The sequence below is a fragment of the gamma proteobacterium SS-5 genome, from assembly GCA_009497875.2.
Classification (GTDB): domain Bacteria; phylum Pseudomonadota; class Gammaproteobacteria; order Chromatiales; family Chromatiaceae; genus Magnetovirga; species Magnetovirga frankeli.
The window spans coordinates 2,870,446-2,893,789 of record CP032508.2; the positions used below are offsets into that span (position 1 = coordinate 2,870,446).

At 64.5% G+C, this 23,344-nt stretch carries 17 protein-coding genes and 1 pseudogene; 10 read left to right on the forward strand and 8 right to left on the reverse strand.

Translation table 11 applies throughout. The features are described from left to right. Positions 1-15 precede the first annotated feature (15 nt). A complete protein-coding gene (locus D5125_01340; GenBank protein ID QFY88226.1) occupies positions 16-5,190 on the forward strand; it encodes a RecQ family ATP-dependent DNA helicase in 5,175 nt (1,724 codons plus the stop codon). A gap of 10 nt (positions 5,191-5,200) precedes the next feature. Here D5125_01340 and mfd read toward each other — a convergent pair whose 3' ends face one another. The 6 genes from mfd to mutY form a co-directional block, all read right to left on the reverse strand. Further along, entirely contained in the window at positions 5,201-8,698 is a 3,498-nt protein-coding gene (mfd, locus tag D5125_01345; GenBank protein ID QFY88227.1) for a transcription-repair coupling factor, read from the reverse strand. A gap of 264 nt (positions 8,699-8,962) precedes the next feature. Beyond that, complete coding sequence (locus D5125_01350; GenBank protein ID QFY88228.1) at positions 8,963-12,100, reverse strand: DEAD/DEAH box helicase; 3,138 nt, start codon at positions 12,098-12,100, stop codon at positions 8,963-8,965. A 132-nt stretch (positions 12,101-12,232) separates the two neighbouring features. Next, positions 12,233-12,460, reverse strand: a complete 228-nt coding sequence (locus D5125_01355) for a prevent-host-death protein (GenBank protein QFY88229.1) — start codon at positions 12,458-12,460, stop codon at positions 12,233-12,235. Between the two features lie 125 nt (positions 12,461-12,585). Continuing rightward, positions 12,586-13,164: a hypothetical protein gene (locus tag D5125_01360; protein ID QFY88230.1), complete on the reverse strand. Its 579-nt coding sequence runs from the start codon at positions 13,162-13,164 to the stop codon at positions 12,586-12,588. Positions 13,165-13,204: 40 nt separating this feature from the next. After that, positions 13,205-13,477, reverse strand: a complete 273-nt coding sequence (locus D5125_01365) for an oxidative damage protection protein (protein QFY88231.1) — start codon at positions 13,475-13,477, stop codon at positions 13,205-13,207. Between the two features lie 39 nt (positions 13,478-13,516). Beyond that, a complete protein-coding gene (gene mutY, locus D5125_01370) occupies positions 13,517-14,581 on the reverse strand; it encodes an A/G-specific adenine glycosylase (protein QFY88232.1) in 1,065 nt (354 codons plus the stop codon). A 195-nt stretch (positions 14,582-14,776) separates the two neighbouring features. On the opposite strand from mutY, the gene D5125_01375 reads away from it, so the two are divergent. Beyond that, a complete protein-coding gene (locus D5125_01375; protein QFY88233.2) occupies positions 14,777-15,736 on the forward strand; it encodes a glucokinase in 960 nt (319 codons plus the stop codon). A 60-nt stretch (positions 15,737-15,796) separates the two neighbouring features. Then, positions 15,797-16,042 (forward strand): hypothetical protein, encoded by a 246-nt coding sequence (locus tag D5125_01380; protein ID QFY88234.1) that lies wholly within the window; start codon positions 15,797-15,799, stop codon positions 16,040-16,042. Between the two features lie 201 nt (positions 16,043-16,243). On the opposite strand, the gene nadC is transcribed toward D5125_01380, so the two are convergent. Both nadC and D5125_01390 read right to left on the reverse strand, forming a co-directional pair. Next, on the reverse strand, positions 16,244-17,101 hold the full coding sequence (gene nadC, locus D5125_01385) for a carboxylating nicotinate-nucleotide diphosphorylase (GenBank protein QFY88235.1): 858 nt from the start codon (positions 17,099-17,101) through the stop codon (positions 16,244-16,246). Next, positions 17,098-17,442 (reverse strand): FKBP-type peptidyl-prolyl cis-trans isomerase, encoded by a 345-nt coding sequence (locus tag D5125_01390; GenBank protein QFY88236.1) that lies wholly within the window; start codon positions 17,440-17,442, stop codon positions 17,098-17,100. The genes nadC and D5125_01390 overlap by 4 nt, the downstream gene beginning before the upstream one ends. Positions 17,443-17,671: 229 nt before the next feature. Between D5125_01390 and D5125_01395 the strand changes: the two are divergent. From D5125_01395 to D5125_01425, 7 genes and pseudogenes are all read left to right on the forward strand, one after another. Next, positions 17,672-18,254: pseudogene (locus tag D5125_01395) on the forward strand (Na+/H+ antiporter subunit E). Then, positions 18,254-18,550 (forward strand): pH regulation protein F, encoded by a 297-nt coding sequence (locus D5125_01400; protein QFY88237.1) that lies wholly within the window; start codon positions 18,254-18,256, stop codon positions 18,548-18,550. The pseudogene D5125_01395 and the gene D5125_01400 overlap by 1 nt, the downstream one beginning before the upstream one ends. Then, the gene (locus tag D5125_01405) at positions 18,550-18,891 is read left to right on the forward strand and encodes a monovalent cation/H(+) antiporter subunit G (protein QFY88238.1); all 342 of its coding nucleotides are present in this window, start codon (positions 18,550-18,552) and stop codon (positions 18,889-18,891) included. Before D5125_01400 ends, D5125_01405 begins: the two co-directional genes overlap by 1 nt. After that, positions 18,891-19,907 carry a Na(+)/H(+) antiporter subunit B gene (locus tag D5125_01410; protein QFY88239.1) on the forward strand — a complete coding sequence of 339 codons (1,017 nt, stop codon included), beginning with the start codon at positions 18,891-18,893 and terminating at the stop codon, positions 19,905-19,907. Before D5125_01405 ends, D5125_01410 begins: the two co-directional genes overlap by 1 nt. A 112-nt stretch (positions 19,908-20,019) precedes the next feature. Then, positions 20,020-20,385 (forward strand): cation:proton antiporter subunit C, encoded by a 366-nt coding sequence (locus tag D5125_01415; protein QFY88240.1) that lies wholly within the window; start codon positions 20,020-20,022, stop codon positions 20,383-20,385. After that, positions 20,382-21,869: a monovalent cation/H+ antiporter subunit D family protein gene (locus D5125_01420; GenBank protein QFY88241.1), complete on the forward strand. Its 1,488-nt coding sequence runs from the start codon at positions 20,382-20,384 to the stop codon at positions 21,867-21,869. Before D5125_01415 ends, D5125_01420 begins: the two co-directional genes overlap by 4 nt. Next, positions 21,866-23,344 carry a monovalent cation/H+ antiporter subunit D family protein gene (locus tag D5125_01425; protein QFY88242.1) on the forward strand — a complete coding sequence of 493 codons (1,479 nt, stop codon included), beginning with the start codon at positions 21,866-21,868 and terminating at the stop codon, positions 23,342-23,344. The genes D5125_01420 and D5125_01425 overlap by 4 nt, the downstream gene beginning before the upstream one ends.

The following is a 23,344-nucleotide window of genomic DNA, read 5'->3' on the forward strand; positions in this document are numbered from 1 at the left end:
CCGAAGGGTAAAGGCATGCCCAACCTCGATGCCCTGCTGGCCGATTGCCTTGCCCTTGACCTGGAGGTCAATGAGTCCGGCGAACTCTACGCCCTGGGTGCCCTGTTTGCCGATCAAGGCTTCAGCCGCAGCGGTGATTTCAACCGCAGCAAGGCCCTGGCCGAGCTGGATGCCTTTGCTGCCCCGGCGGGCCTGCTGCTTGGTCACAATCTGCTGCATCACGATCTGCCCCTGCTGCGCGGTCTGGCCCCTGGGTTGGGTCTGCTGCGCAAGCCGGTGATCGACACCCTATATCTCTCTCCCCTGGCCTTTCCCGAGAACCCCTATCACCGCCTGGTCAAGGACTACAAGCTGGTGCGTGACAGCCGCAATGACCCCCTGGCCGATGCCCGCCTGGCCCTGCGCCTGCTGCGCGATCAATGCCAGAGCCTGAGCGAGCGCCAACAGAAGGATCCGACGCAGATGGCCCTGCTGCGCTACTGTTTCGAGCAACACCCCCAGGGTGCCGGCTTTATCGCCCTGTGGCAGGCCCTGGAGGTGGCGCGGATCAACGCCGCCGAGGCCTTTGCCGGTTTTCAGGAGCAGCTGGCCGGGCGGGTCTGCGCCAGCCAGTTACCCCAGGTACTGCTGGAGCACCTGCCCGATCCGGAAAAACGCCTGCCTTTGGCCTATGTGCTCAGCTGGCTCAGGGTGGCCGGTGGCAATTCGGTGCTGCCGCCCTGGGTACGTCAGCGGCTTACCGCTGTCGCCCCCATTTTGCGCCAGTTACGCGATGTACCCTGTTCCAGTCCGGATTGCGCCTGGTGTCGCCAGGCGCATGACCCTCGGGCGCAGCTGGCGCGTTATTTCGGCTTTACCGAGTTTCGTCCCAGGCCCGCCAGCGAGGATGGCTCCAGCCTGCAACAGCAGATCGTCACCCAGGCCATGGCGGACCAATCCCTGCTGGCGATACTACCCACCGGCGGCGGCAAATCGCTCTGTTATCAGCTGCCCGCGCTGGCACGCTATCAGCGGCGCGGGCTGCTGAGCATCGTCATCTCGCCGCTGCAGGCGTTGATGAAGGATCAGGTGGATAACCTGCGGCAGAAGACCGGCGCGGCCCATGCCGCAGCGCTCTACGGCATGCTCACGCCGCCGGAGCGGGGCGAGGTGCTGGAGGGCGTGCGTCTGGGCGATGTGGCGCTCCTGTATGTCTCGCCGGAGCAGCTGCGTAACCCCAGCTTCAATCGCGCCATCGCCCAACGGGAGATCGGGGCCTGGATATTCGATGAGGCCCACTGCCTGTCGAAATGGGGGCATGATTTCCGCCCCGACTATCTCTATGCCGGTCGCCGCATCCGCGAGATTGCCGAGCAGCAGCAAGCACCCATGCCGCCGGTGCAGTGCTTTACCGCCACCGCCAAGGAGGACGTCAAGACGGAGATCCTGGATTATTTTCAGGCCAATCTGGGCCTGCACTTGCAGCTGTTCAACGGCGAGGCCCAGCGCGACAACCTCAGCTTCGAGGTACAGATGATCCGCTCGGCCGAGAAACAAGGGCGCATCCAGACCCTGTTGCAGGAGCGCCTGCAAACCGGCGCGGCAGTGATCTACTGCGCCACCCGCAAGGGCGCGGAGCAGCTGGCCGAATTTCTGCTGCATCAGGGCTGGCCGGTGGCGGCCTATCACGCCGGTCTGGAGGCACCGCGCAAACGCGCCATCCAGGAGGACTTCATCCTCGGCAATCTGCGTCTGATCTGTGCCACCAATGCCTTTGGCATGGGCATAGACAAGGATGACGTGCGCCTGGTGATCCACGCCGACATCCCCGGCTCCCTGGAAAACTATGTGCAGGAGGCGGGCCGGGCCGGGCGTGATCTGCAGGCGGCCCAGTGCGTACTGCTCTACGATGAACAGGATATAGAGACCCAGTTTCGCCTCGGCAGCGGCTCCCAGCTGAGCCGCAGCGATATCGCCCAGATCCTGCGCGGACTGCGCTCGGCGAAAAAGAACCCCTTGGGCGAGGTGGTGCTCACCAGCGCAGAACTGCTTGGTCTGGAGCAGGTGGAGGCCTCGTTCGACAGCGCCGACCCCGCCGCCGAGACCAAGGTACGCACCGCCCTGGCCTGGTTGGAGCGGGCCGGTTTTGTCCAGCGTAACCAGAACCGCACCCAGGTGTTTCAGGGTCGGCCCAGGGTCAAGGACCTGGCCGAGGCCGAGGCGCGCATCGCCGCCATGGACCTGTCCCAACGTCAGCGCCAGCGCTGGCTGGCGATTGTCGAGGTGCTGATGCAGGCCGACCCGGACCAGGGCTTCAGCGCCGACGAGCTGGCCGAGCTGGGGCCTTTCAAGCCCCAGGACGAGGCCGAGCGGGCCAGCCAGGAGACCGCCGCCCAGCGCGTGCTGCGCAGCCTGCACGACATGGCCGGGGTGGGGCTGATCGAGAAATCTCTGCGCCTGAGCGCCTATCTGCGCCACCGGGTCAAGGACAGCTCAGAGCAGCGCCTGCACGAGGTATTGGCGCTGCAACGGGGCCTGCTCGCCCTGCTGCGCGAGGAGGCCCCACAGGCCGATCAGGGCGAATGGCAGCTGCTGCAACTGCGTCGGCTCAATCAACGCCTGCTGGATCAGGGCTTTCAGTGTCTGCCGGATCAGCTCATCGCCCTGCTCAAGAGCCTGGCCCTGGACGGCAAGGGCCTGGCCGCCAGTCGCGCCAGCCTGGATCTGAGATACCTGGGACAGAACAGCTATCGGATCAAGCTCCAGCGCAGCTGGCAGGCCCTGGAGGAGACAGCCCAGCGCCGCTCCGAGGTGGCCGCCCGGCTGCTGGAGCACCTGCAAGGGCGCATCCCGCCGGACACCCCGGCCAGCGCCGAGCTGCTGCTGGAGTTCTCCGCCGAGGAGCTGGTCGAGGCCCTGAGCGGCGACATGCTGCTGGCGGCGCAGATCAAAGACCCGCTGGCGGCGGTGGATCGCGGCCTGATGTTTCTGCACGAACAGCGGGTGATCATCCTGCAGCAGGGGCTGGCGGTATTCCGCTCGGCCATGACCATCCGCATCCTGCCCCAGGCCAAGGGGCGGCGCTACGCTCAGAGCGACTTCGAGCCCCTGTCCCAGCACTACGCCGAGCGGGTGTTTCAGGTACATGTGATGAACGAGTACGCCCGCCGCGGTCTGCACAAGATCGGCCAGGCGTTGAATCTGGTGGCGGCCTATTTCAGCCTGGACAAGGGGGCCTTCATCCGCCGCTATTTCCCCGGCCGCAAGGAGATGCTACAGCGGGCCACCGGTGAGGAGTCCTACCAGCGCATCGTCGCCGACCTGGCCAACCCGGTGCAGCAGCGCGTCGTCAGCGCACCCTTGCAGCCCAATCTGCTGGTGCTGGCCGGGCCCGGTTCGGGTAAGACCCGGCTGCTGGTGCATCGCTGCGCCTATCTGCTGCGGGTGCTGCGCCAACCGGCGCGGAGCATTCTCCTGCTCTGCTTCAACCAGCAGGCCGCCGAGCAATTGCGCCAGCGCCTGCGCCAGCTGCTCGGCAGCGAGGCGCGGGGCCTGAGCGTACATACCTACCACGGCCTGGCCCTGCGCCTTACCGGTCGTTCCCTGGCCGAGACGGCAAGACGGGATCAGGCGCTGGATTTCGATCAATTGCTGGATCAGGCCCTGGCCCTGCTGCAAGGACAGCTGGAGATCACCGGGCTGGAGCCCGACAGCCTACGCGAGCGGGTACTGGCGGGATATCAACACATCCTGGTGGACGAATATCAGGACATCGACGAGCGCCAGTACCAACTGGTCGCCGCCATCGCCGGGCGCAGCCTGAGCGACCCGGAGCAACGCCTGAACCTGCTCGCGGTGGGGGATGACGACCAGAACATCTACCGCTTTCGGGGTGCCCAGCTGGCGTTCATCCAACGCTTCGTGCAGGACTACAGCGCCGAGCCGGTCTATCTGGTGGAGAACTACCGCTCCAGCGGCCAGATCATCGCCGCCGCCAACCGGCTCATCGGCCACAACCGCCAGCGTATGAAGCAGGACTGGCCGATCCGTATCAACTCCGGCCGCGCCGAGCTGAAACCGGGTGGGCGCTGGCAGCGCCTGGACCCCCTGGCGCAGGGCCGGGTGCAACGGCTGCAAGTGGCCGACCGCTATGCCCAGGCCCGCGCCGCGCTGGATGAGCTGCAACGGCTGCGCCAGCTCGACCCCGCCTTCCGCTGGGCGCAGTGCGCCGTGCTCAGCGGCCACTGGGCCGACCTGGCCCCCCTGCGCATCCTCTGTGAACTTGAGGACGTTCCCCTGAGCCTGCCCCTGAGCGCCGAGCAGCGCCCCAGCCCCTTTCGCATCCGCGAGCATCATCGCCTCTTGCAGTGGCTGCGTCAGCAGGGCGCGGGCCTGATCTCTGTCGCCGCAGTGCAGGAAGCACTCGACCGGCAGGGGGCAGATCGGGGCCACAACCCCTGGCAGCGGCAGCTGCGTCAATTGCTGCGCCACTGGCAGGGGCAGTTTGGCGATGATCCCCAGCCCGCCAGTCAATGGGAAGAACTGCTGTGCGAGACGCTGGCGATCCAACGCCAAGAACCGGTGCGTGGCGAGGGGCTGTTTCTCGCCAGCGTGCACGCCGCCAAGGGCATGGAGTTCGACCATGTGCTCCTGTTCGACGGCGGCTGGCAGCCGCGCCCCGACCCCGCCGAGCAGGAAGAGCGCCGACGACTCTACTATGTAGCCATGACCCGCGCCCGCGAGACCCTCTGTCTGCTGCAACGGGATGACTGCCACAACGCCTTCGGCACCGAGTTGCAGGGGGCCTTTCTGCTCACGCGCTGGGCCGAGCTGGCGGCAGCCTATCCCGATCGGCTCAAGGGCCTGAACTACCTCCCCATCGGCCTGCACGAGATCGACCTGGGCTATGCCGGCCGCTTTGCCGCCCGCCACCCCATCCACCAGGCCCTGGCGCAACTGCAACCGGGTGATTCCCTGAAGATGGCCCAGCAGGGGGAGCAGATTTTATTGATCAGCGGCCAAACGCCAGTGGCCCGCCTGTCCCGCCAGGGGCGCGCCAACTGGCAACCCAGGATAGGTCAAATCCAGGCCCTGCGCGTGCTCGCCCTGCTGGAGCGAAAGCGCCAGGACAGCACCGAGGCCTATCAGGCAGGCTTTAAGCAGGACAGCTGGGAGACGCCGCTGGTCGAGGCACTGGTTGCCATGGCCTGAGTCGTCAAGCTCAGATCAGCCCATCCAGCACGGCATTGAACCGCTCGGCGCGGCTTTCCGGGTCTTCCAGGTCGAGGAAAAAGCGCAGCTTGTCCGGGCCGTCGAGCTTGTATTCCTGCGGCCGGGTCTGGATCAGCTGGATCAGCCTGGCCGGGTCGATTTGCGGCTTTGGCGTGAACAGGATGCGCCCGCCCTTGGCGCTGGCCTCCAGCTTCTTCAGGCCCAGGGCCTCGGCGCGCAGGCGCAGGCGGGTGACGGCGAACAGGGTCTTGGCCGGCTGCGGCAGCAGGCCGAAGCGGTCGATCATTTCCACCTGAAGCTCCTTCAACGCCGCCTCGTCCTTGGCGCCGGCAATGCGCTTGTACTGCACCAGACGCATGTGCACATCCGGCAGATAGTCCTCCGGCAGCAGGGCGGGCAGGCCCAGATCGACCTCGGTGGCTGGTTCCAGACTCATCGCCAGCTCCGGCTGCTGGCCGGACTTGAGTGCCCGCACCGCCCGCTCCAGCAGGTCGGTGTAGAGGCTGAAACCGATCTCCTGAATCTGGCCGCTCTGGTCGTCACCGAGCAGTTCGCCGGCACCGCGAATCTCCAGATCGTGGGTGGCCAGGGTGAAGCCGGCGCCCAGTTCCTCGAGGGATTCGATCGCCTCCAGACGCTTGCGCGCATCCTCGGTGAGGGTCTTCGGCGGCGGCGTGAGCAGATAGGCGTAGGCGCGGTGGTGGGAGCGGCCAACCCGGCCGCGCAGCTGGTGCAGCTGGGCCAGGCCAAGCTTGTCGGCGCGGTGGATGATGATGGTGTTGGCGCTGGGTACGTCGATGCCGCTTTCGATGATGGTGGTGCTCACCAGCAGGTTGAAGCGCTGGTGGTAGAAGTCGCGCATGATCTGCTCCAGCTCGCTCTCGCGCATCTGGCCATGGGCGAAGGCGATGCGCGCGCCCGGCACCAGCTCGCCCAGGCGCTCGGCCATGCGGGCGATGCTTTCGACCTCGTTGTGCAGGAAGTAGATCTGGCCGCCGCGTTTGAGTTCGCGCTGGCAGGCCTCGCGGATCAGGCCGTCGTTCCACTCGCTGACGAAGGTCTTGATCGGGTGGCGTGCCGCCGGTGGGGTGGCGATGATGGACAGATCGCGCAGGCCGGACATGGCCATGTTGAGGGTGCGCGGAATCGGCGTCGCCGTCAGAGTGAGCATATCGACGTTGCTGCGCAGGGACTTCAGCCGCTCCTTGTGGCGCACGCCAAAGCGGTGTTCCTCGTCGATGATCACCAGCCCCAGCTGCTTGAATTTGATCTCGCTGTTAAGCAACTTATGGGTGCCGACGACTATGTCCACGGTGCCATCGGCCAGACCGGCCAGCGCCACCTTTTGCTCCTTGGCGCTGCGAAAGCGCGACAGGTTCTCGATGCGCATCGGCCAGTCGGCAAAGCGGTCGGAGAGGTTATCGAAATGCTGCTGCACCAGCAGGGTCGTGGGGGCAAGTATGGCCACCTGACGCCCGCCCTGAGCGGCCATGAAGGCAGCGCGCATCGCCACCTCGGTCTTGCCGAAGCCGACATCGCCGCAGACCACCCGGTCCATGGGCTGGGGCGCGGTCATGTCAGCGATCACGGCATCGATGGCGGATTGCTGGTCGGGTGTTTCCTCGAACTCGAAGGCGGCGGCAAAGGCGGCATACTCGGCGCCCGGCGGGGTGAAGGCGTGGCCCTGATGGGCCTCGCGGCGGGCATAAATATCCAAAAGCTCAGCGGCCACATCCCGGGCCTTCTCCATCGCCTTGCGCCGCGCCTTGTCCCACTGGCCGCTGCCGAGGCGGTGCAGCGGCGCGTTGTCCGGCGAGACGCCGGTGTAGCGGCTGATCAGGTTCAGCGCCGAGACCGGCACATAGAGCTTGTCGCCCTTGGCATATTCCAGGGTGAGAAATTCGCTGGTCTGGCCGCCGACGTTGAGGGTCTGCAGGCCGAGATAGCGGCCGACGCCGTGCTCCTCGTGCACCACCGGCGCGCCGATGTTCAGCTCGGTGAGGTTGCGCACCACCAGCTCGGGGTCGCTGTCGCTCTTGCGCTTGCGCCGGTTCTGCCGCACCCGCTGGCCGAGCAGCTGGGATTCGGTGATCAGGCTCAGGCTCGGCTGTTCCAGCCTGAAGCCTTGCTCCAGCGGCGCCACGCAGATGCCCAGCGGGCGGTCATCGACGCTGAACTCGGCCCAGCTGCTGTAGCTGTGGGGGTTGATGGCGAAATCCCGCAGGCTGGCCAGCAGTTGCTCGCGCCGGCCTGGACTTTCGGCGAGAAACAGCACGCGGCCCGGATCATTAGCCAGAAAATCCTGCAGCAGCCCGGCCGGGCGCGCAGCACGGGCGTTGAAGCCCAGCGGCGGCAGGGGGCGGATGTTGAGATTCTGCGCCGCCTTGAAGCCCTTGCGCGGTGCTTCGATGGCCTTGGGGTCGATCTCCACCAGGCTGCGGCGCTTGAGCTGGCTGACCAGCTCATCCGGGCTCAGATAGAGCCGCTCCGGCGGCAGCAGCGGCCGCTGGATGTCGTGGCGCAGCTGCTCGTAACGCAGGGCCAGATCCTGCTGGAACTGCTCTGCCAGCTGGCGGCTGTTGGCGAAGCTGACGCAGACCCGGTTCTCGCTCAAATAATCGAACAGGCTGACCAGCGGATCGAAGAACAGCGGCAGATAGTTCTCGATGCCGCCGGGCAGCAGGCCCTCGCTGATCCCTTGATAGATGGGGCTGGCCAGGGGGTCGCCGTTGATCTGGGCGCGCCAGGCCTGACGGAAGGCGGACAGGCTGTCCGGGTCGGTGGGGAACTCGCGCGCCGGGAACAAGCGAATCTGCTCGGTCTTGGCGCCGGAGCGCTGGCTGTCCGGGTCGAACAGGCGGATGCTGTCGATCTCGTCATCAAACAGGTCGATGCGGTAGGGCTGCGCCGCGCCCATGGGGAAGAGATCAAACAGCGAGCCGCGCACGGCAAACTCGCCGTGGGCCACCACCTGGGACACGCTGCTGTAGCCGGCATGGGTCAGCTGACGGCGCACCTGCTCCAGCTCCAGGCGGTCGCCGACCTTGAGATCAAACACCCGGCCATGGAGAAAGCTCGGCGGGCACAGGCGCTGCATCAGGGTGCTCACCGGCACGATCAGGGCACCGCGCTCCAGGCTCGGCAGGCGCGCAAGCAGGCTCAGGCGCTGGGAGATGATCTCCGGCAGGGGCGAGAAGACATCGTAGGCCAGGGTTTCCCAGTCCGGAAAGGCCAGCACCTCAGGCCCGTCATGGCCGAGAAAGAACTCCAGCCCCAGCTGCAACTCGGCGGCGCTCTGCATATCCGCCGCGGCGATAAGCACCGGACCCGGGTGGGCCTGCACCAGCTCCGCCAGCGCCAGGGCGGCAGAGGCGCCGGGCAGACCGCCCCATTGCAGGCGCTCACCCGCCTGCTGCGGCAGGGGCGGGGCAAGGAGGGGGGCGGTTTTCGGCTTGGCGGTCTGACTGGAAATGGGCTGGCTGGGCATGGGCTAATTGGGCATGAAAGACAGATGATGGCTGGCGGAAGGGGTGAGAGGCTAAGCCAAATCGAGGGGGATCGCAATTACGCGCTGCCCCTGTTAGCCCAAAGGGGCAAGGTCCCTTGCTGATTACCCACAAAGCTCAGCCAATCGAATAGGGCGGCCCGTGGCCGCCCCATGCCGCACGGCAAAGTCGGCCTCCCAGCCCAGGACGTGCACCGCCAGCCCAGCCGAGACAATGGCCGAGTCATGGCTGAGATACAGGGGTAATCAGGCGTCCCTTTCCACCAGGGCTTGGGTGTCGGCCAGTATCTCCTGCAGCAGGGCATCGGGCAGGGCTTGACCGCTTTGGCTGAGGGCGAGGATGCGGCTCAGTTGACTGATCTGCTCCTGGGGCAATCTGGCGTTGGGGATGATTTCGGCGTAGAGCCAGAGGTTGGCCTGCTCCGCGCTGGGGGCGATCTTGTCTCCAGCCAGTTGGGCGGCGGCGGCCAGGGCGGCGCTGCGCAGCAGCTCGGCAGCGGCGCTGGGGCAGTCTTGCTGCAGCAGCAGGCGCGCGGCCTTGAGCTTTTCCGCCGCCTGTTGCTGCAGCGGGTTTGCCTGGGTTGCCGCGGGCTCTGGGATAAACAAAGGTTCGGCCTGGGCGGTGGGGGCGGCCTCGCCCAGACGCTGGAGGCTGGTGAAGGTGCGCCGGTCGATGAGCGCCACCGGCAGGCGTCCTGGCAGGCCAGCGAGCTGGTCCTCGTCGGCATCCTCTACCCGATCCAGCACCAGCATGAGACCGCCGCTGGTTGTGCTATTGGTCCCAGCCTGAATCTCGCCATTGGCCGCCTTGGCCCTGCTGCTGAGGCCCAGAATCTGCTCGATGCGCGCACCGAAGCCTTGCTGCAGGGCGATGATCTGCTCGCGCACCGCTGCCGCCAGCTCGTCGCCGTAGCGCTGATATAGCCGCTCATCCTGCAAACCGTTGCTGGAAAGTTTGCTGGGTTCGGCCTCCGTTGCCTCCTTGGCAGGGTGGACATGCCCCGGCTCGCGCTCCCTCGGCGACCCATCCGGATCGAGGCTTTGCAGCAGTGAGGCGAGGAGCTTTTCCGAGACGCCAACCACGTCCTCGCTGGCGTCGTCTTCCACCACGTTATCGAACAGGTCGCGCTTGCCCTGGAGGATGCCGAGTACGGATTCCTCGTAGGCACCGGCGGCGACCATATTGACGATGAGCACCTTGCTGGTCTGGCCAAGGCGGTGGATGCGGGCGTTGCGCTGCTCCAGCACCGCCGGGTTCCAGGGCACGTCGAGGTTGATCAGCACGCTGGCGCTCTGCAGATTCAGCCCGGTGGCTCCGGCATCGGTGGTGATGAACACCTGGCAGGCGGGGTCGTCGCGAAAGCGCTCCAGCAGTTCACCGCGCTTGGCGGTGGCCACGCCGCCGTGCAGGCGCACATGGCCCAGGCCCTTGGCGCTGACACGCTCCTGCACCATCTGGGTCATGCGCTCCCATTGGGAGAAGATCACCAGCTTGAGGCCGGATTGCAGGCAGAACTGCTCCAGCAGGTCGTCCAGCTCATCGAGCTTGGGCGAGCCCTTGGTCTCCTTGTCCACCAACCCGGCGGCGTTGCAGGCCATGCGTGCTGCCTGCAGGGCAGCCATCAGGCGGTTTTTCTCGCTCGGCGTGAGGGGCCGACGCTGGGCGATACGCGCCAGATTGCCGGCATTGGCCAGAGCGGCGTTGTGCAGCTCCCACTGGGTTTCGGTGAGTTCGATATCGATGCGCTGGTCGATGCGCTCCGGCAGCTGGTCGCGCACCAGGCGGCGGTCGCGGCGCAGCATCACCCCCTGCAGGCGGCGGCGCAGCTCGGAGAGATTACGGTAGCCGATCACCTTGCCGCGCTCGTCGCTGATGTGAAAATCGAGCAAATAGCGCCACAGTGGCCCCAGCACATGGGGATCGACCACCTGCATCAGGCTGTAGAGGTCTTCCAGGCGGTTTTCCAGCGGCGTGCCGCTGAGGACGAAGGCGTAGCGGCTGCGAATTTGCTTCACCGCTGTGGCGATCTTGGTGCGCCAGTTCTTGATGCGCTGGGCCTCGTCGAGGATGACCAGGTCCGGCAGCAGCTGCAGGTTGATGTGGCTGGCATCGCGCAGGATCAGCTCGTAGTTGGCGATGTAGAAACCCGGCCCCTGGCGATACTGCACGCCGCGCTGCTCGGCGTTGCCCTGGATCACCGCCACAGTAGCATCGCTGAAGCGCTCGATCTCCCGCGCCCACTGATGCTTGAGCGAGGCCGGGCAGACCACCAGCACCCGCTCCACCCCGGCGTTCTGGCGCAGCCAAAGGGCGGCGGCTATGGCCTGCAGGGTCTTGCCCAGGCCCATGTCGTCCGCCAGCAGGGCGCGGCCCTTGGCGGCGAGAAAGGCGATGCCTTCGATCTGATAGGGATAGAACTGGGCGCGAATGCCGGGGATGCGGCCACCGCCGACGCGAATCTGCTGCTGGATGGTCTCGGCGCGCTGGCGCTGGGCCTGTTGCTGCGCCAGGCGGCGGGCGTAGGCTAGGGCGTCCTCGCCCAGATCGATCGCCTCCAGACCGTCGAGCAGGTCGGCCAGGCGCAGAAAATCGTCTGGCAGGCGCAAGCGAAACAGACCGGCATCATCGAAATAGCCGTTGAGCAGGTTGCCAAGCTCCCCCGCCAGGGAGCTGGTCCGATGCAGCCGCACCTGCGGCGGCTGGGGCGCGCTCCAGTCCAGATAGATGAAGGGCCGTGCCGCCGGGAGAAGCGCCCATTGGGCATACTCGGCCTGCTTTTGCAGGCGCTGCAACACCGCCTCGATGTGCTTGCAGGTGCCCAGCTGATTGACCTCAAAATCCGGGCAGGTGCAGAAGTTCACCCGCTTATTGAGGGAGCGAATGTGCACCCGGTAGCGCCGCTGAAAGCTACTGTCATGATTCACCGACCAGGCGCGCCAGGCACCCTGACCCCGCTCCGCCGACAGAGGTTCCACCCGCACCTCGGTCTGGGCACTTTGGATGCGCTCGGCCACCGCCTTTTGCGCCGCATCCAGCAAGGGCGCCTCCGCTTGCTGGGCGGCAGCGTAATCGAGCAACAGGGCAATGCCGTGGCGACAGATGCCCTGCTCCGCCACGCTGCCAGGGCGATCAGGGCTACAATCGCAGTCGCAGTGCAGATTGCCCTGGCTGTCGTAGCTCAGGCACAGGCTTAGGTCCTTGGCGCTGTCCGGATCCTCCACCTGGCCATGCAGGCTGCCCTCCTCCCCCAGCCAGCCGCGGGTGACGCAGTCGTTCTTGAAGGCATCCAACCCGCCGCGGATCTCATTCTCGGCAGCGATGCGGTGGAGCTCTTCGATGTCGAACAGGAAGGGGTCTGCGGGGGGTTGCTGGTCTTGGATCATGCTCTTGGTCACTGTGAAATTCGGGGCCAGATTCTAACCCGAACGCATCGCCCGGTGCAGGTGTGCAGAAAATGGCGTCAACTTAAGGCGTTTGCTGATGCATTGGCGCGAGGCCTACTTCGGCTGGAGCATTTACTCATGCTGGTCCATTCTGCTGCTTTCAATTGCATCGAGTATATTTTGTGTGCTTGCCTTTGTTTTTATTCCTGCTATCTGGAATGGAGATAATGATTTTTTTTCTTTTGATCTAAGAGAAAAAACAGTGCCGTCTTTTCTTTTTATTTCTACTTCTTCTAATTGAGCAAAAGCCAGTACCTTTGATAGGTTTTGACGAGCTTCAGAGTATGTAAATACTTTCATTGCATTCATTCCATAACTTGAATATTTAATGCTTGAGCGTAAAGTTATGGGCATTGGTGTGGCGAAGCGGGATACCGGCTCGGCCCCCTCGACAGGCTCAGGACGGTGTTCAGGACCATGCCCGGTTAGAGGAACATATCCAACAGGGCAGGGCGAGCGTCGCGGTCGTTTTGGATGCTGCTGTAGATATCGGCCTTGTTGCCAGATGCCGCCAAGCCCATGTTGGCGGGGGCCAGATCGCCCCCTTCCTGACGCTGCTTGGCCATCTCCATACGGGCCTCGGCGGCCATCTGACTGGCCTGGGCGGCTACACTGCGATCCTGGGAGGAGGGGTCCGCCGGGGCCAGTGCGGCGTTGCGAATCTTCTGCGCCTTGGCCAGGGTGGCCTCGGGGTCACCCCGTACCGGCGAGGTATCGATGCTGACCTCGCCGCCTACGGCATACCTCTTGCCATCCGGCCCTTGTTCGTACTCATAGCTGGCACCGCCCCGTACCAAACCGGAACCGGCCGCCATGTGCGCCGCCTCGTGGGCACGGACCTCGGCATCCCGCCGTTTGAGTTCCTCGACCTGCCTTTGTTCCTCTTCACTGAGTTCCTTTTGTGCCTGGGTTTGCTGCTTCTCAGCACGCACCGGCCCACTTCCCATGCCCATCGGGGGAAAGGCGGTGTAGGACATGGCGCTGGATGCGGCTGCAATCTCCATGGTGGTCGTTCTGTTTAGATCATGGGTATGGGTTCATTTATTATTTGGGCATGGCTACAAACTGTTTCGGCATCTCTGCGCCATCACCAAAGAAGAAATTTTCCATCTGCTCTTCCAGGTATTTGCGTGCCTTGGGGTCCATGGGGCTGAGGCGGTTTTCGTTGATCAGTATGGTCTGGTGCTTGAGCCAATCCTGCCAGGCCTGCTTGCTGACGTTGTCGAACACCCGCTTGCCCAGATCGCCCGGATAGGTGGGTCGATCCAGCCCTTCGGCCTCCTTCTTGAGTTTAACGCATTGAACCATTCTTGCCATGGAATCTGCTCCTGTTGAGGATGGGGATTGTTGCTGCGCTCAGCCGCTGGTTTGCAACTGGGCCTGCAACCGAGCCAGCAGCCTGGCCACCGGCGCGGCCAGGCCGATTTTCTCCGGTTGGCCCAGGTTATACCAGATCAGTTCCGTCTCCATCACCGCCAATGTCCCGCCAGTGATTCGGGTTTGGCAGGGGTGCATCTGCAGCTGGAAATGGCTGAAGCTGTGCTCCACAACGGCAAGCTGCTCCACAGACTCCAGCTTGACGCCGAATCTGCGCCCCGCCCAGACGGCGATATCCTCATCCAGCGGACATTCCGGCAGACTCCACAGACCACCCCAGATGCCGCTGGGCGGACGTCTGTGCAGCAGCACCCGATCCTGCTCGTCGCGCAGGATCAGCAGGCGGCAGGCCCGTTGTGGCAGGGCCTTGCTGGGGCGGCGACCGGGAAACTCGGCGGTGCGGCCTTGCAGCCGGGCGCTGCAGATGCCACTCAGCGGACAGGGCGCGCAATCGGGCTTGCTGCGGCTGCACAGGCTGGCACCCAGGTCCATCAGGGCCTGGTTGTAGGGGCCACAACCCTGCTCCGGCAACAACTGCTCGGCCAGTTGCCACAGCTGGCGCTGTACCGCCGCCTGGCTGGGATGGCCCGCGATGGCAAAGCAGCGCGCCAGTACCCGCTTGACGTTGCCATCCAGAATCGGCTGACACTGGCCCAGGGCCAGGGAGAGTATGGCTCCGGCGGTGGAGCGACCTATGCCCGGCAAGGCCATGAGCGGTTCCAGCTGCTGCGGCACCCGGCCGCCGTGTTCGGCAAGAACCCTGCCGGCCGCTTGGTGCAGATTGCGTGCCCGGGCGTAATAACCCAGTCCGGTCCATAGGTGCAGCACCTCGTCCTGATCCGCCTGCGCCAAGTCGGGCAGATCGGCAAAACGCTGGCAAAAGCGCCGGAAATAGGGGATGACGGTGCGCACCTGAGTCTGCTGCAGCATGATCTCCGACACCCAAACCCGGTAGGGGGTCGGGTCCTGCTGCCAGGGCAGATCCCTGCGCCCGTGCCGGGCATACCAGGCCAGCAGGCGTGGGGCAAATCCTGACTGGATCATGTCCTGCGCCGCAGATTGTATGGGTTTATGGGGTATGGATTCATCTGTGGGCCTGTTGAGGTTCGGCGGCCCTGGCGGGCGGGATTTACGACGGACGGATCTCGGGCTTGCCGGATCAGAATGGGCACCCAGCCACAGCGCGGCGGTATAATAGGACAAGAACCTTGCTCACCGAAGCCCGAACCCTGGAGAACCATGCGCCAACATCTTCTCTGCGCCGACATCGGCGCCACCCATGCCCGCTTTGCGGTCGTGGCCGTCTGCGCCGACCGATTGGAGGTCGTGCAACGGCTTAAGCTGTCCAGCGCGGCCCATGCCAGCGTGGCCGATCTGGTCGCGGCGGCACGGCGAGGGCTGCCCTTTGCCTTCACCGCCATCGCCCTGGCCCTGCCCGGCCCGGTCACCGACGGCTGCTGCCGCGTTACCCTGCTGCCCTGGCAGGTCTGCGAGGCCGAGATTGAACAGGCCAGCGGCCTGCCCTGTCGCCTGCTCAATGACCTGGAGGCCCAGGGCTGGGGTATCGCCGAGCTGGATCGCGACCAACTGCTGGCGCTGACCCCCCAGCGCCCGGGTCGGCCCGGCAATCGCTGCATCCTCGCCCCCGGTTCCGATCTGGGCGAGGCCATAATCTACTGGGATGGCCAACGACACCGGCCCTTCCCCACCGAGGGAGGACATTGCGACTTTGCCCCCAGCGACGGGCTGGAGTGGCGGCTGGCGGAACTCCTGCGGGAGCAATACGGCCAGGCGCGTTGGGGTGATCTGCTGTCCGGCCGAGGCATTGTCTCCCTGTATCGCCTGCTGTCGAATGACAGCAGCTGTTGCAAAAGCGGTGAGGACGTAGCCGAGCTGGCGGTTCAGGGCGAGGCCGCCGCGCAGCAGGCCATAGAGCGCTTCCTGCGCCTGCTGGGACGGGAGGCGGCCAACCTGGCGCTCACCTCCATGGCGCTCAATGGCGTCTATATCGCCGGTGGCATAGTCCCGGCCCTGCCCCGCTCCTGGCTGATGCGACTGACCCCGGCAAGCTTTGACAACAAACCCTCCATGGGGCATCTACTAGGCGACATACCCCTGTATCTGATCGACTCGGACAACCTGGGCATACTCGGCTGCGCCCGGTTTTTGTGCGCTGGTTCACAAAACGGTGAAAAATAACGGCAAGCTATTTGCCATGGCCTTCCCGCCTGCCTATGATGAGTCCATGGAGTACAGATTATGAATATAGGTGCAGTCAACAACTCGGCCCTGCTTGGCATACAGCGCGGTTTCGATAACATGAACCGCGATGCCGCCAAGATCGCCAGCGCCACCGCTGTCAGTGCCGCTGAGGCCCCAGCGCGGGAGGATCTGACCCGCACCCTGGTGGGGCTGCAAGAGAACAGCAGCAACGTGCAGGCCTCCACCAAGGCCTTTTCCACGCAAAACCGCATGCTCGGCATGTTCCTCGACGAAGTGGCCTGACAGGCCAGCGCTTCGCCCATCCTCAAATCCTGTTCCGGCGGTTCACCTCGCCCCCCTCACCCCTGCATCAGGCCCATGCGCCGACGTCGGCTTACCGCCTTCATCAACCCGGCTATCTCCACGCCCCTCGCCCCGGACCTCCCGCTTCGCTCCAGCGAGCATGGAGTGGGCAGCCCTGGCCGCTGACGGCTGGCAACTGATCTAAGCCACAAAGCGCATCGATAGATCCACCGCCTTGACGTCCTTGGTCAGGGCACCGATGGAGATATCGTCCACCCCGGTCTCGGCGATAGCGCGGATGCCCTCCAGGCTGACGTTGCCCGAGGCCTCCAGCCGGGCGCGCTTGGCACCACACTCATTATTCAGCACCACCGCCCGGCGCAGCTGCTCCAGGCTGAAGTTATCCAGCAGCACCCGGCGGGCGCCGGCGTCCAGGGCCTGCTGCAGCTCATCCAGGCTCTCCACCTCGATTTCGATCTCGGTGCCCGCCGCCACCTGGGCCTGGGCGGCGTGCAGGGCGGCGGCAATGGAGCCGGCAGCAAGGATATGGTTCTCCTTAATCAGCACCGCATCGTAGAGGCCAAAGCGGTGGTTGCTGCCACCACCGCAGCAGACCGCGTATTTCTGCGCCCGACGCAGGCCGGGCAGGGTCTTGCGCGTGTCCAGCACGCGGCTGTTGCAACCCTCCAGCCGCCGCACATAGCTGGCCACCTGGCTGGCGGTGGCGGAGAGGGTCTGCAGAAAATTCAGCGCCGTGCGCTCGCCGCTGAGCAGGGCACGGGTGTTGCCCTGCAGGCGGCAGAGCAGCTGATCGGGCTGGGCGGGCTGGCCATCCGCCAGCTGCCAGTGGATCTGAATCTGCGGGTCGATCTGCCAAAAGGCCTGCTCGAACCAGGCCTGACCGCAGACCACCGCGCTCTGGCGGCTGATCACCTCCACCTGGGACTGGCGCTCGGCCGGGATCAGGCCGGCGGTGAGATCACCCGCACCCAGGTCCTCGGCCAGGGCGCGGGCCACATCCTCGGCGATGCGCTCGGCAGGGGGCAGGGGGCAGTTCATTGCAGGCCCAGCAGTTCCACTTCAAAGATCAGGCTGGCGTTGGCCGGGATCACGCCACCGGCACCGCGGGCGCCATAGCCCAGCTGGGGCGGGATGATCAGCTTGCGCTTGCCGCCGACGCGCATCTTCTCCACCCCCAGGTCCCAACCGCGGATCACCTGACCGGCACCGAGCTTGAAGCTGAAGGGGTCGTTGCGATCCAGCGAGGAGTCGAACTTGCTGCCGTCCTCCAGCCAGCCGGTGTAGTGCACCGTCACGCGCTGGCCGGATTGGGCCTGCTCACCCTCACCTTCGATCAGGTCTTCGTATTTCAGCCCACTATCGAGCATCTTTTCTGCCATGGTTTCACCCCTGTTATGGTTAGTTGGCCAAGCATTATCCCGGAAGCGGGAAGCCCTGGCCAGAAGACAGGGGACAGAAGACGGAAGACAGATTTTTGCGTCGCTGCGCGACAGATTAAGTGAAACTGGCGCGAAGCGCCTCTGTCCTCTGTCCTCTGTCTGGTGTGCCTGGCAACTCGGGCATTTTAATCCCGCTGCAATTTTAATCACCCCCGCTACGCAACCTCAGATGCTTCTGCTAGACTTTGTCGCTTTAACCTTACCCGGCAGCAGGATTCCATCGCCCGTGAAGCCTAATCCGCCTCCCTCCACCGGCCTCCGTCCCTGGGGCTTGCAGCGCCTGCCGCATCTGTTTGGCCTGGCCTTGGTGCTGGCGCTGCTGTGGCTGGTATTGTCCGGTCACTACAACCCACTGTTGCTTGCCCTGGGTGCCTTTTCCGTGCTGCTGGTGGTGCTGCTCAACCTGCGCATGGACCTGCTCGATCACGAGACCCTGCCGCTGCACTTCGGCCTGGCCATAGCCCCCCTACTGGGCCTGGCTGTTGAAGGAGGTGGTGCTATCTAACCTGGATGTTATCAAATGTATCTGGCTGGGCACCGGCAGCATCTACCCGGCGGTGGCCTGCCTGCCGGTGCGACAGAAGACCGACCTGGGCCGGGTGATCTACGCCAACTCCATCACCCTGACGCCGGGCACCGTCACCATCGACCTGGATGATAACCGCATCCGCGTCCATGCCCTGACCCCGGCCGGGCTGGACGCCCTGCGCGAGGGGGAGATGAGCCGCCGCGTCGGGGCCCTGGAGCGCTGATGTTCATCGCCGTCACCCTTGCCATCCTGCTGACCATGCTACTGGTGCTGATCCGCGCCTTTTTCGGACCCACCCTGTACGACCGCATCCTGGCGGTGAACATGTTCGGCACCAAGACGGTGCTGCTGATCGCCGTACTGGGCTTTCTCATGGGACGGCCGGAGTTTCTCGACATCGCCCTGGTCTATGCCCTGATCAACTTCATCGCCATCATCGGCCTATTGCGTTATTTCGAGTACAACCAGGGGCAATTGCCGCGCAATAGCGAACCCACCTGCACGGATGACAGCCCCTGATGACCTGGCTTGCGGACATTCTCGACCTGCTCAGCTGGCTGGCTTTGATGGCCGGTGGCTTTTGCGTCTTCTCCGGTGGCCTGGGGCTTTTGCGCTTTCCCGATTTCTTCAGCCGTATGCACGCCGCCGGGGTGATGGATACCCTGGGTGCCGGGCTGATCCTGCTCGGCCTGCTGTTTCAGGTAGAGGACTGGCTGGTAGCGGTGAAACTGCTGCTGATCCTGGCATTCATCGGCCTGACCAGCCCCACCGCCTCTCACGCCCTGGCCAAGTCGGCCATTCACGGCGGCCTCAGGCCCCTGCTGGGGGAACAACTCAAGGCCGATGGAGGCAAAGACTGATGGAGATCCTGGTCGATGTGGTACTGCTCAGCCTGCTGGTGATTACCGCCCTGGCCATCAACGGTACCAAGGATTTGTTTGCCTCCATCATGCTCACCGGCATCTACAGCCTGCTCTCGGCCAGTTTTTTCGTGCTTATGGACGCGGTGGACGTGGCCTTCACCGAGGCGGCGGTGGGCGCGGGCATAGCCACCCTGCTGATGCTCTCCTGCATGACCCTCACCGGCCAATACGAGCGCAAGCCGCGTCGCAGCCAGCAGGCGCTGGGGTTGCTGGTGGTCAGTATCACCGGCGTGCTGCTCTATTTCGGCACCCTGGACACGCCCAACTTCGGCGATGCCCACTCCCCCATCCAGGACCACCTGGCACCCCATTATCTGCACCAGTCGATGGCGGAGATCGGCATCCCCAACGTGGTCACCTCAGTGCTGGCCAGCTATCGGGGCTTTGATACCTTTGGCGAGACGGTGGTGATCTTTACCGCCGGCATCGGCGTACTGGCCCTGATCGGCTTCAGGCCCAAGCGCAAGACCGACGGCCAGTTGCAAAGCCTGGTCGCCCCCATGCACCATCAGAAGATCCTGCGCGTGCTGAGCAAGCTGCTGATCCCGCCCATACTGCTGTTCGCCCTCTATGTGCAGTTCCACGGCGACTACGGCCCCGGCGGCGGCTTTCAGGCCGGAGTGATCTTCGCCGCCGCCATCATCCTCTACGCCATGATCTTCGGCGTGGATATCGCCCGCCGCGCCTTTCCCGATGCCGCCGTGCGCCTGCTCGCCGCCCTCGGCGTGCTGCTCTACGGCAGCGTCGGCCTGGTATCCCTGCTCTCGGGCAAGCATTTTCTCGACTACAGCATCCTCGGCGACACCCCCCAGCACGGCCAGCACTGGGGCATACTGCTGGTGGAGCTGGGCGTGGGCATTACCGTGACATCGGTGATGCTGATCATTTTTTTCACCTTCTCCGCTCGGGTGGACCGCCGCGGCCGTGATGGCGATGCGAGTCAACGCCAATGAGCTACTCTGAAACATCCGTGACAACTGCCGAGTCCCGAATCCCGAGTCCCGCAGCGGCCAAGGAATACGTCATACTCCAGGTTGCCGCTGCGCACACCATGGGCCTTGCCCAATGAGCGCCCTGCTGCATTACAACTATTGGATAGTCATCGTGTTGATGATGATCGGCTTTTACATCGTCATCACCCACTCCAACCTGATCAAGAAACTGCTTGGCCTGAGCATCTTCCAGACCTCTGTGTTTATCCTCTACATCAGCATGGGCAAGGTGATTGGCGGCAGCGCCCCCATCCTCAGCGACAAGGTACAGATCTACTCCAACCCCCTGCCCCATGTGCTGATCCTTACCGCCATCGTGGTCGGCATAGCCACCACCGCCCTGGGCCTGGCCCTGGTGGTACGCCTGCGCGAGGCCTACGGCAGCATTGAGGAGGAGGATATCCAGGCCCAGGAACGCGATGAGGGTCAGGCACCATGATGCAGCATTTGCCCGTATTGCAGGTGATCGTGCCCCTGCTGGCCGCGCCCCTGGCCCTGCTGCTGCGCCCCTCGCGGCTGGCCTGGCTGTTTGCCCTGATTGCCAGCGGCGCGGGGCTGTTCATCTCCCTCTCCCTGCTTGCCCAGGTGCTGGAGCAGGGCACCCTGATCTATGCCCTGGGCGGTTGGGCCGCGCCCATCGGCATCGAATACCGCATCGACCGGCTCAATGCCTTTGTCCTGCTGCTGGTGTCCCTGATCGGCTTTGTCGTCCTGCTTGCCGCGGATACCAGCATCCGGCGCGAGATCGATGAGGACAAGCAGCCCTACTTCTACAGCCTCTATCTGCTCTGCATGGCGGGCCTGCTGGGCATTGTCGCCACCGGCGACGCCTTCAATGTGTTCGTCTTTCTGGAGATCTCCGCCCTGTCCACCTATACGCTGATCGCCATGGGGCGGGATCGGCGAGCGCTCTGGGCCTCCTATCAATACCTGATCATGGGCACCATTGGCGCTACATTCATCCTCATTGGCATCGGCCTGCTGTATATGATGACCGGCACCCTGAACATGCACGATTTGGCCCTGCGCCTGCCGGCGGTGCAGAACAGCGCCACCGTGCTTACCGCCACGGCTTTTTTCGTGGTCGGGGTCTGCCTCAAGCTGGCCCTGTTCCCCATGCACCTGTGGCTGCCCAACGCCTATGCCTATGCGCCGTCCATCGTCACCGCATTGCTTGCCGCCACCGCGACCAAGGTGGCCATCTATGTACTGATCCGCTTCGTTTTCACCATCTTTGGCCTGGACTTCGCCTTCGACTCCCTGCCGGTACACGAGATGCTGTTGGTGCTGGGGGTGGTCGGCATCCTGGTGGCCTCGGTGCTGGCCATCGCCCAGAGCAACGTCAAGCGCCTGTTCGCCTACTCCAGCGTGGCGCAGATCGGCTACATGGTGCTGGGCATAGGCCTGGCCAACACCACCGGACTCACCGCCAGCCTGCTGCACCTGTTCAATCACGCCCTGATGAAGGGTGCCTTGTTTCTGGCCTTGGCTGGGGTGTTTTACCGCCTCAGCACGGTGGAGCTGAAATCTTTCCAGGGCCTGGGACGGCAAATGCCCCTGACCCTGGCCGCCATTGTCATCGGCGGCCTGAGCCTGGTGGGGGTGCCGCTCACGGTAGGCTTTGTCAGCAAGTGGTATCTGGTGCTGGCGATCCTGGAACGGGGCTGGTGGCCTCTGGCCTTTCTGGTGATGCTCGGCTCCCTGCTGGCCCTGGTCTATCTCTGGCGTATCGTTGAGATGGCCTATTTCAGCCCGGCCCCGGCCGATGGCGGCAATCCCCCGGTCAAGGAGGCCCCACTGATGATCCTGCTGCCCACCTGGCTGTTGGTCATCGCCAATGTCTATTTTGGCCTGGACACGGACCTGACGGTGAGCCTGGCCAGTCTGGCCTCCATTGAACTCTTTACCCCGGTGGTGCCATGAGCCTGGGCCTGAACCTTGAGCTGGGCTTGAACCTGGCCCTGCTGCTGCCCTGGCTGGCGGCCCCTCTGCTGCTGTCCCTGCGCCGCTGGCCTAATCTGCGCGAGGCGGTCACCCTGCTGAGCGGGATTGGCCTGTTCCTGCTGGTGTTTGGCCTCTATCAGGCCCATCTGGATGGCCAGCGGTTGCAACTGCACTGGCTGGAGGTCATGCCCGGCCTGAGCCTCAGCTTCCAACTGGAGGCCCTGAGCCTGCTGTTTGCCCTGGTGGCCAGCGCCCTCTGGCCGGTCACCAGCCTCTATGCCATCGGCTACATGCGCGCCCACGACGAGGCCCATCAGACCCGCTTTTATATCTGCTTCGCCATCGCCATAGGTGCCACCATGGGCCTGGCCTTCAGCGACAACCTGTTCAGCCTGTTTATCTTTTATGAAGTCCTGACCCTGTCCACCTATCCCCTGGTGACCCATGCCGGCACAGACAGGGCGAAGCGGGGCGGGCGGGTCTATCTGGGTATACTGATGACCACCTCCATCGGCTTCCTGCTGCTGGCCATCATCGCCACCTGGCTGCACGCGGGCCGTCTGGACTTCAGCCCCGGCGGCATCTTTCAAGGCCAGCTGGAACCTTGGCTTGGCAGCCTGCTGCTGGCACTGTTTGTGTTCGGTATCGGCAAGGCGGCGATCATGCCCTTCCACCGCTGGCTGCCAGCGGCCATGGTGGCACCGACCCCGGTCAGCGCCCTGCTCCACGCCGTGGCCGTGGTCAAGGCCGGGGCCTTCAGCCTGCTCAAGGTGGCAGCCTTCATCTTTGGCCTGGACCTGCTCAAGGATCTCCCCGCCACCGACTGGCTGCTCTATCTGGCCGGCATCAGCGTGGTGCTGGCCTCCCTGGTGGCCCTGACTAAGGACAACCTCAAGGCGCGACTGGCCTATTCCACCATCGGCCAACTGGGCTACATCAGCATCGGTGCCCTGCTCGCCACCCAGTCGGGGTTGATTGGCGGGGCCATGCACATCGCCGCCCATGCCTTTGGCAAGATCACCCTGTTCTTCTGTGCTGGGGCCATCTACATCGCCCTGCACAAGACCGAGATCAGCGACATGCGCGGCATCGGCCGCCAGATGCCCCTGACCCTGGCGGCCTTTTTCATCGGCGCGGTGAGCATCATCGGCCTGCCCCCCAGCGGCGGTGCCTGGAGCAAGTGGTTTTTGGTGCTGGGCGCCCTGGATGCCGGTCAGCTGGCGCTGATGGCCGCGCTCATGTTCAGCTCCCTGTTGAATATCGCCTATCTGCTGCCGATTCCTTATCGCGCCTTCTTCCCCAACGACGGTCGGCCGGTGTGGCAGCCGCAGGCCCGACAGGAGGCACCCCTGCCCATGCTCATCGCCATCGGCCTGAGTGCCTCGGCCAGTCTGGCGCTGTTTTTCTATCCGCAGCCGTTCTATCGACTGGCCAGCGGGATACTTGGAGGTTAG

Bases quoted from the DNA above. Each gene is read 5' to 3' on its own strand.
- D5125_01340 (QFY88226.1), top strand. From the start codon at position 16: ATGCCCAACCTCGATGCCCTGCTGGCCGATTGCCTTGCCCTTGACCTG.
- mfd (QFY88227.1), bottom strand. From the start codon at position 8,698: ATGCCCAGCCAGCCCATTTCCAGTCAGACCGCCAAGCCGAAAACCGCC.
- D5125_01350 (QFY88228.1), bottom strand. From the start codon at position 12,100: ATGATCCAAGACCAGCAACCCCCCGCAGACCCCTTCCTGTTCGACATC.
- D5125_01355 (QFY88229.1), bottom strand. From the start codon at position 12,460: ATGAAAGTATTTACATACTCTGAAGCTCGTCAAAACCTATCAAAGGTA.
- D5125_01360 (QFY88230.1), bottom strand. From the start codon at position 13,164: ATGGAGATTGCAGCCGCATCCAGCGCCATGTCCTACACCGCCTTTCCC.
- D5125_01365 (QFY88231.1), bottom strand. From the start codon at position 13,477: ATGGCAAGAATGGTTCAATGCGTTAAACTCAAGAAGGAGGCCGAAGGG.
- mutY (QFY88232.1), bottom strand. From the start codon at position 14,581: ATGATCCAGTCAGGATTTGCCCCACGCCTGCTGGCCTGGTATGCCCGG.
- D5125_01375 (QFY88233.2), top strand. From the start codon at position 14,777: ATGCGCCAACATCTTCTCTGCGCCGACATCGGCGCCACCCATGCCCGC.
- D5125_01380 (QFY88234.1), top strand. From the start codon at position 15,797: ATGAATATAGGTGCAGTCAACAACTCGGCCCTGCTTGGCATACAGCGC.
- nadC (QFY88235.1), bottom strand. From the start codon at position 17,101: ATGAACTGCCCCCTGCCCCCTGCCGAGCGCATCGCCGAGGATGTGGCC.
- D5125_01390 (QFY88236.1), bottom strand. From the start codon at position 17,442: ATGGCAGAAAAGATGCTCGATAGTGGGCTGAAATACGAAGACCTGATC.
- D5125_01400 (QFY88237.1), top strand. From the start codon at position 18,254: ATGTTCATCGCCGTCACCCTTGCCATCCTGCTGACCATGCTACTGGTG.
- D5125_01405 (QFY88238.1), top strand. From the start codon at position 18,550: ATGACCTGGCTTGCGGACATTCTCGACCTGCTCAGCTGGCTGGCTTTG.
- D5125_01410 (QFY88239.1), top strand. From the start codon at position 18,891: ATGGAGATCCTGGTCGATGTGGTACTGCTCAGCCTGCTGGTGATTACC.
- D5125_01415 (QFY88240.1), top strand. From the start codon at position 20,020: ATGAGCGCCCTGCTGCATTACAACTATTGGATAGTCATCGTGTTGATG.
- D5125_01420 (QFY88241.1), top strand. From the start codon at position 20,382: ATGATGCAGCATTTGCCCGTATTGCAGGTGATCGTGCCCCTGCTGGCC.
- D5125_01425 (QFY88242.1), top strand. From the start codon at position 21,866: ATGAGCCTGGGCCTGAACCTTGAGCTGGGCTTGAACCTGGCCCTGCTG.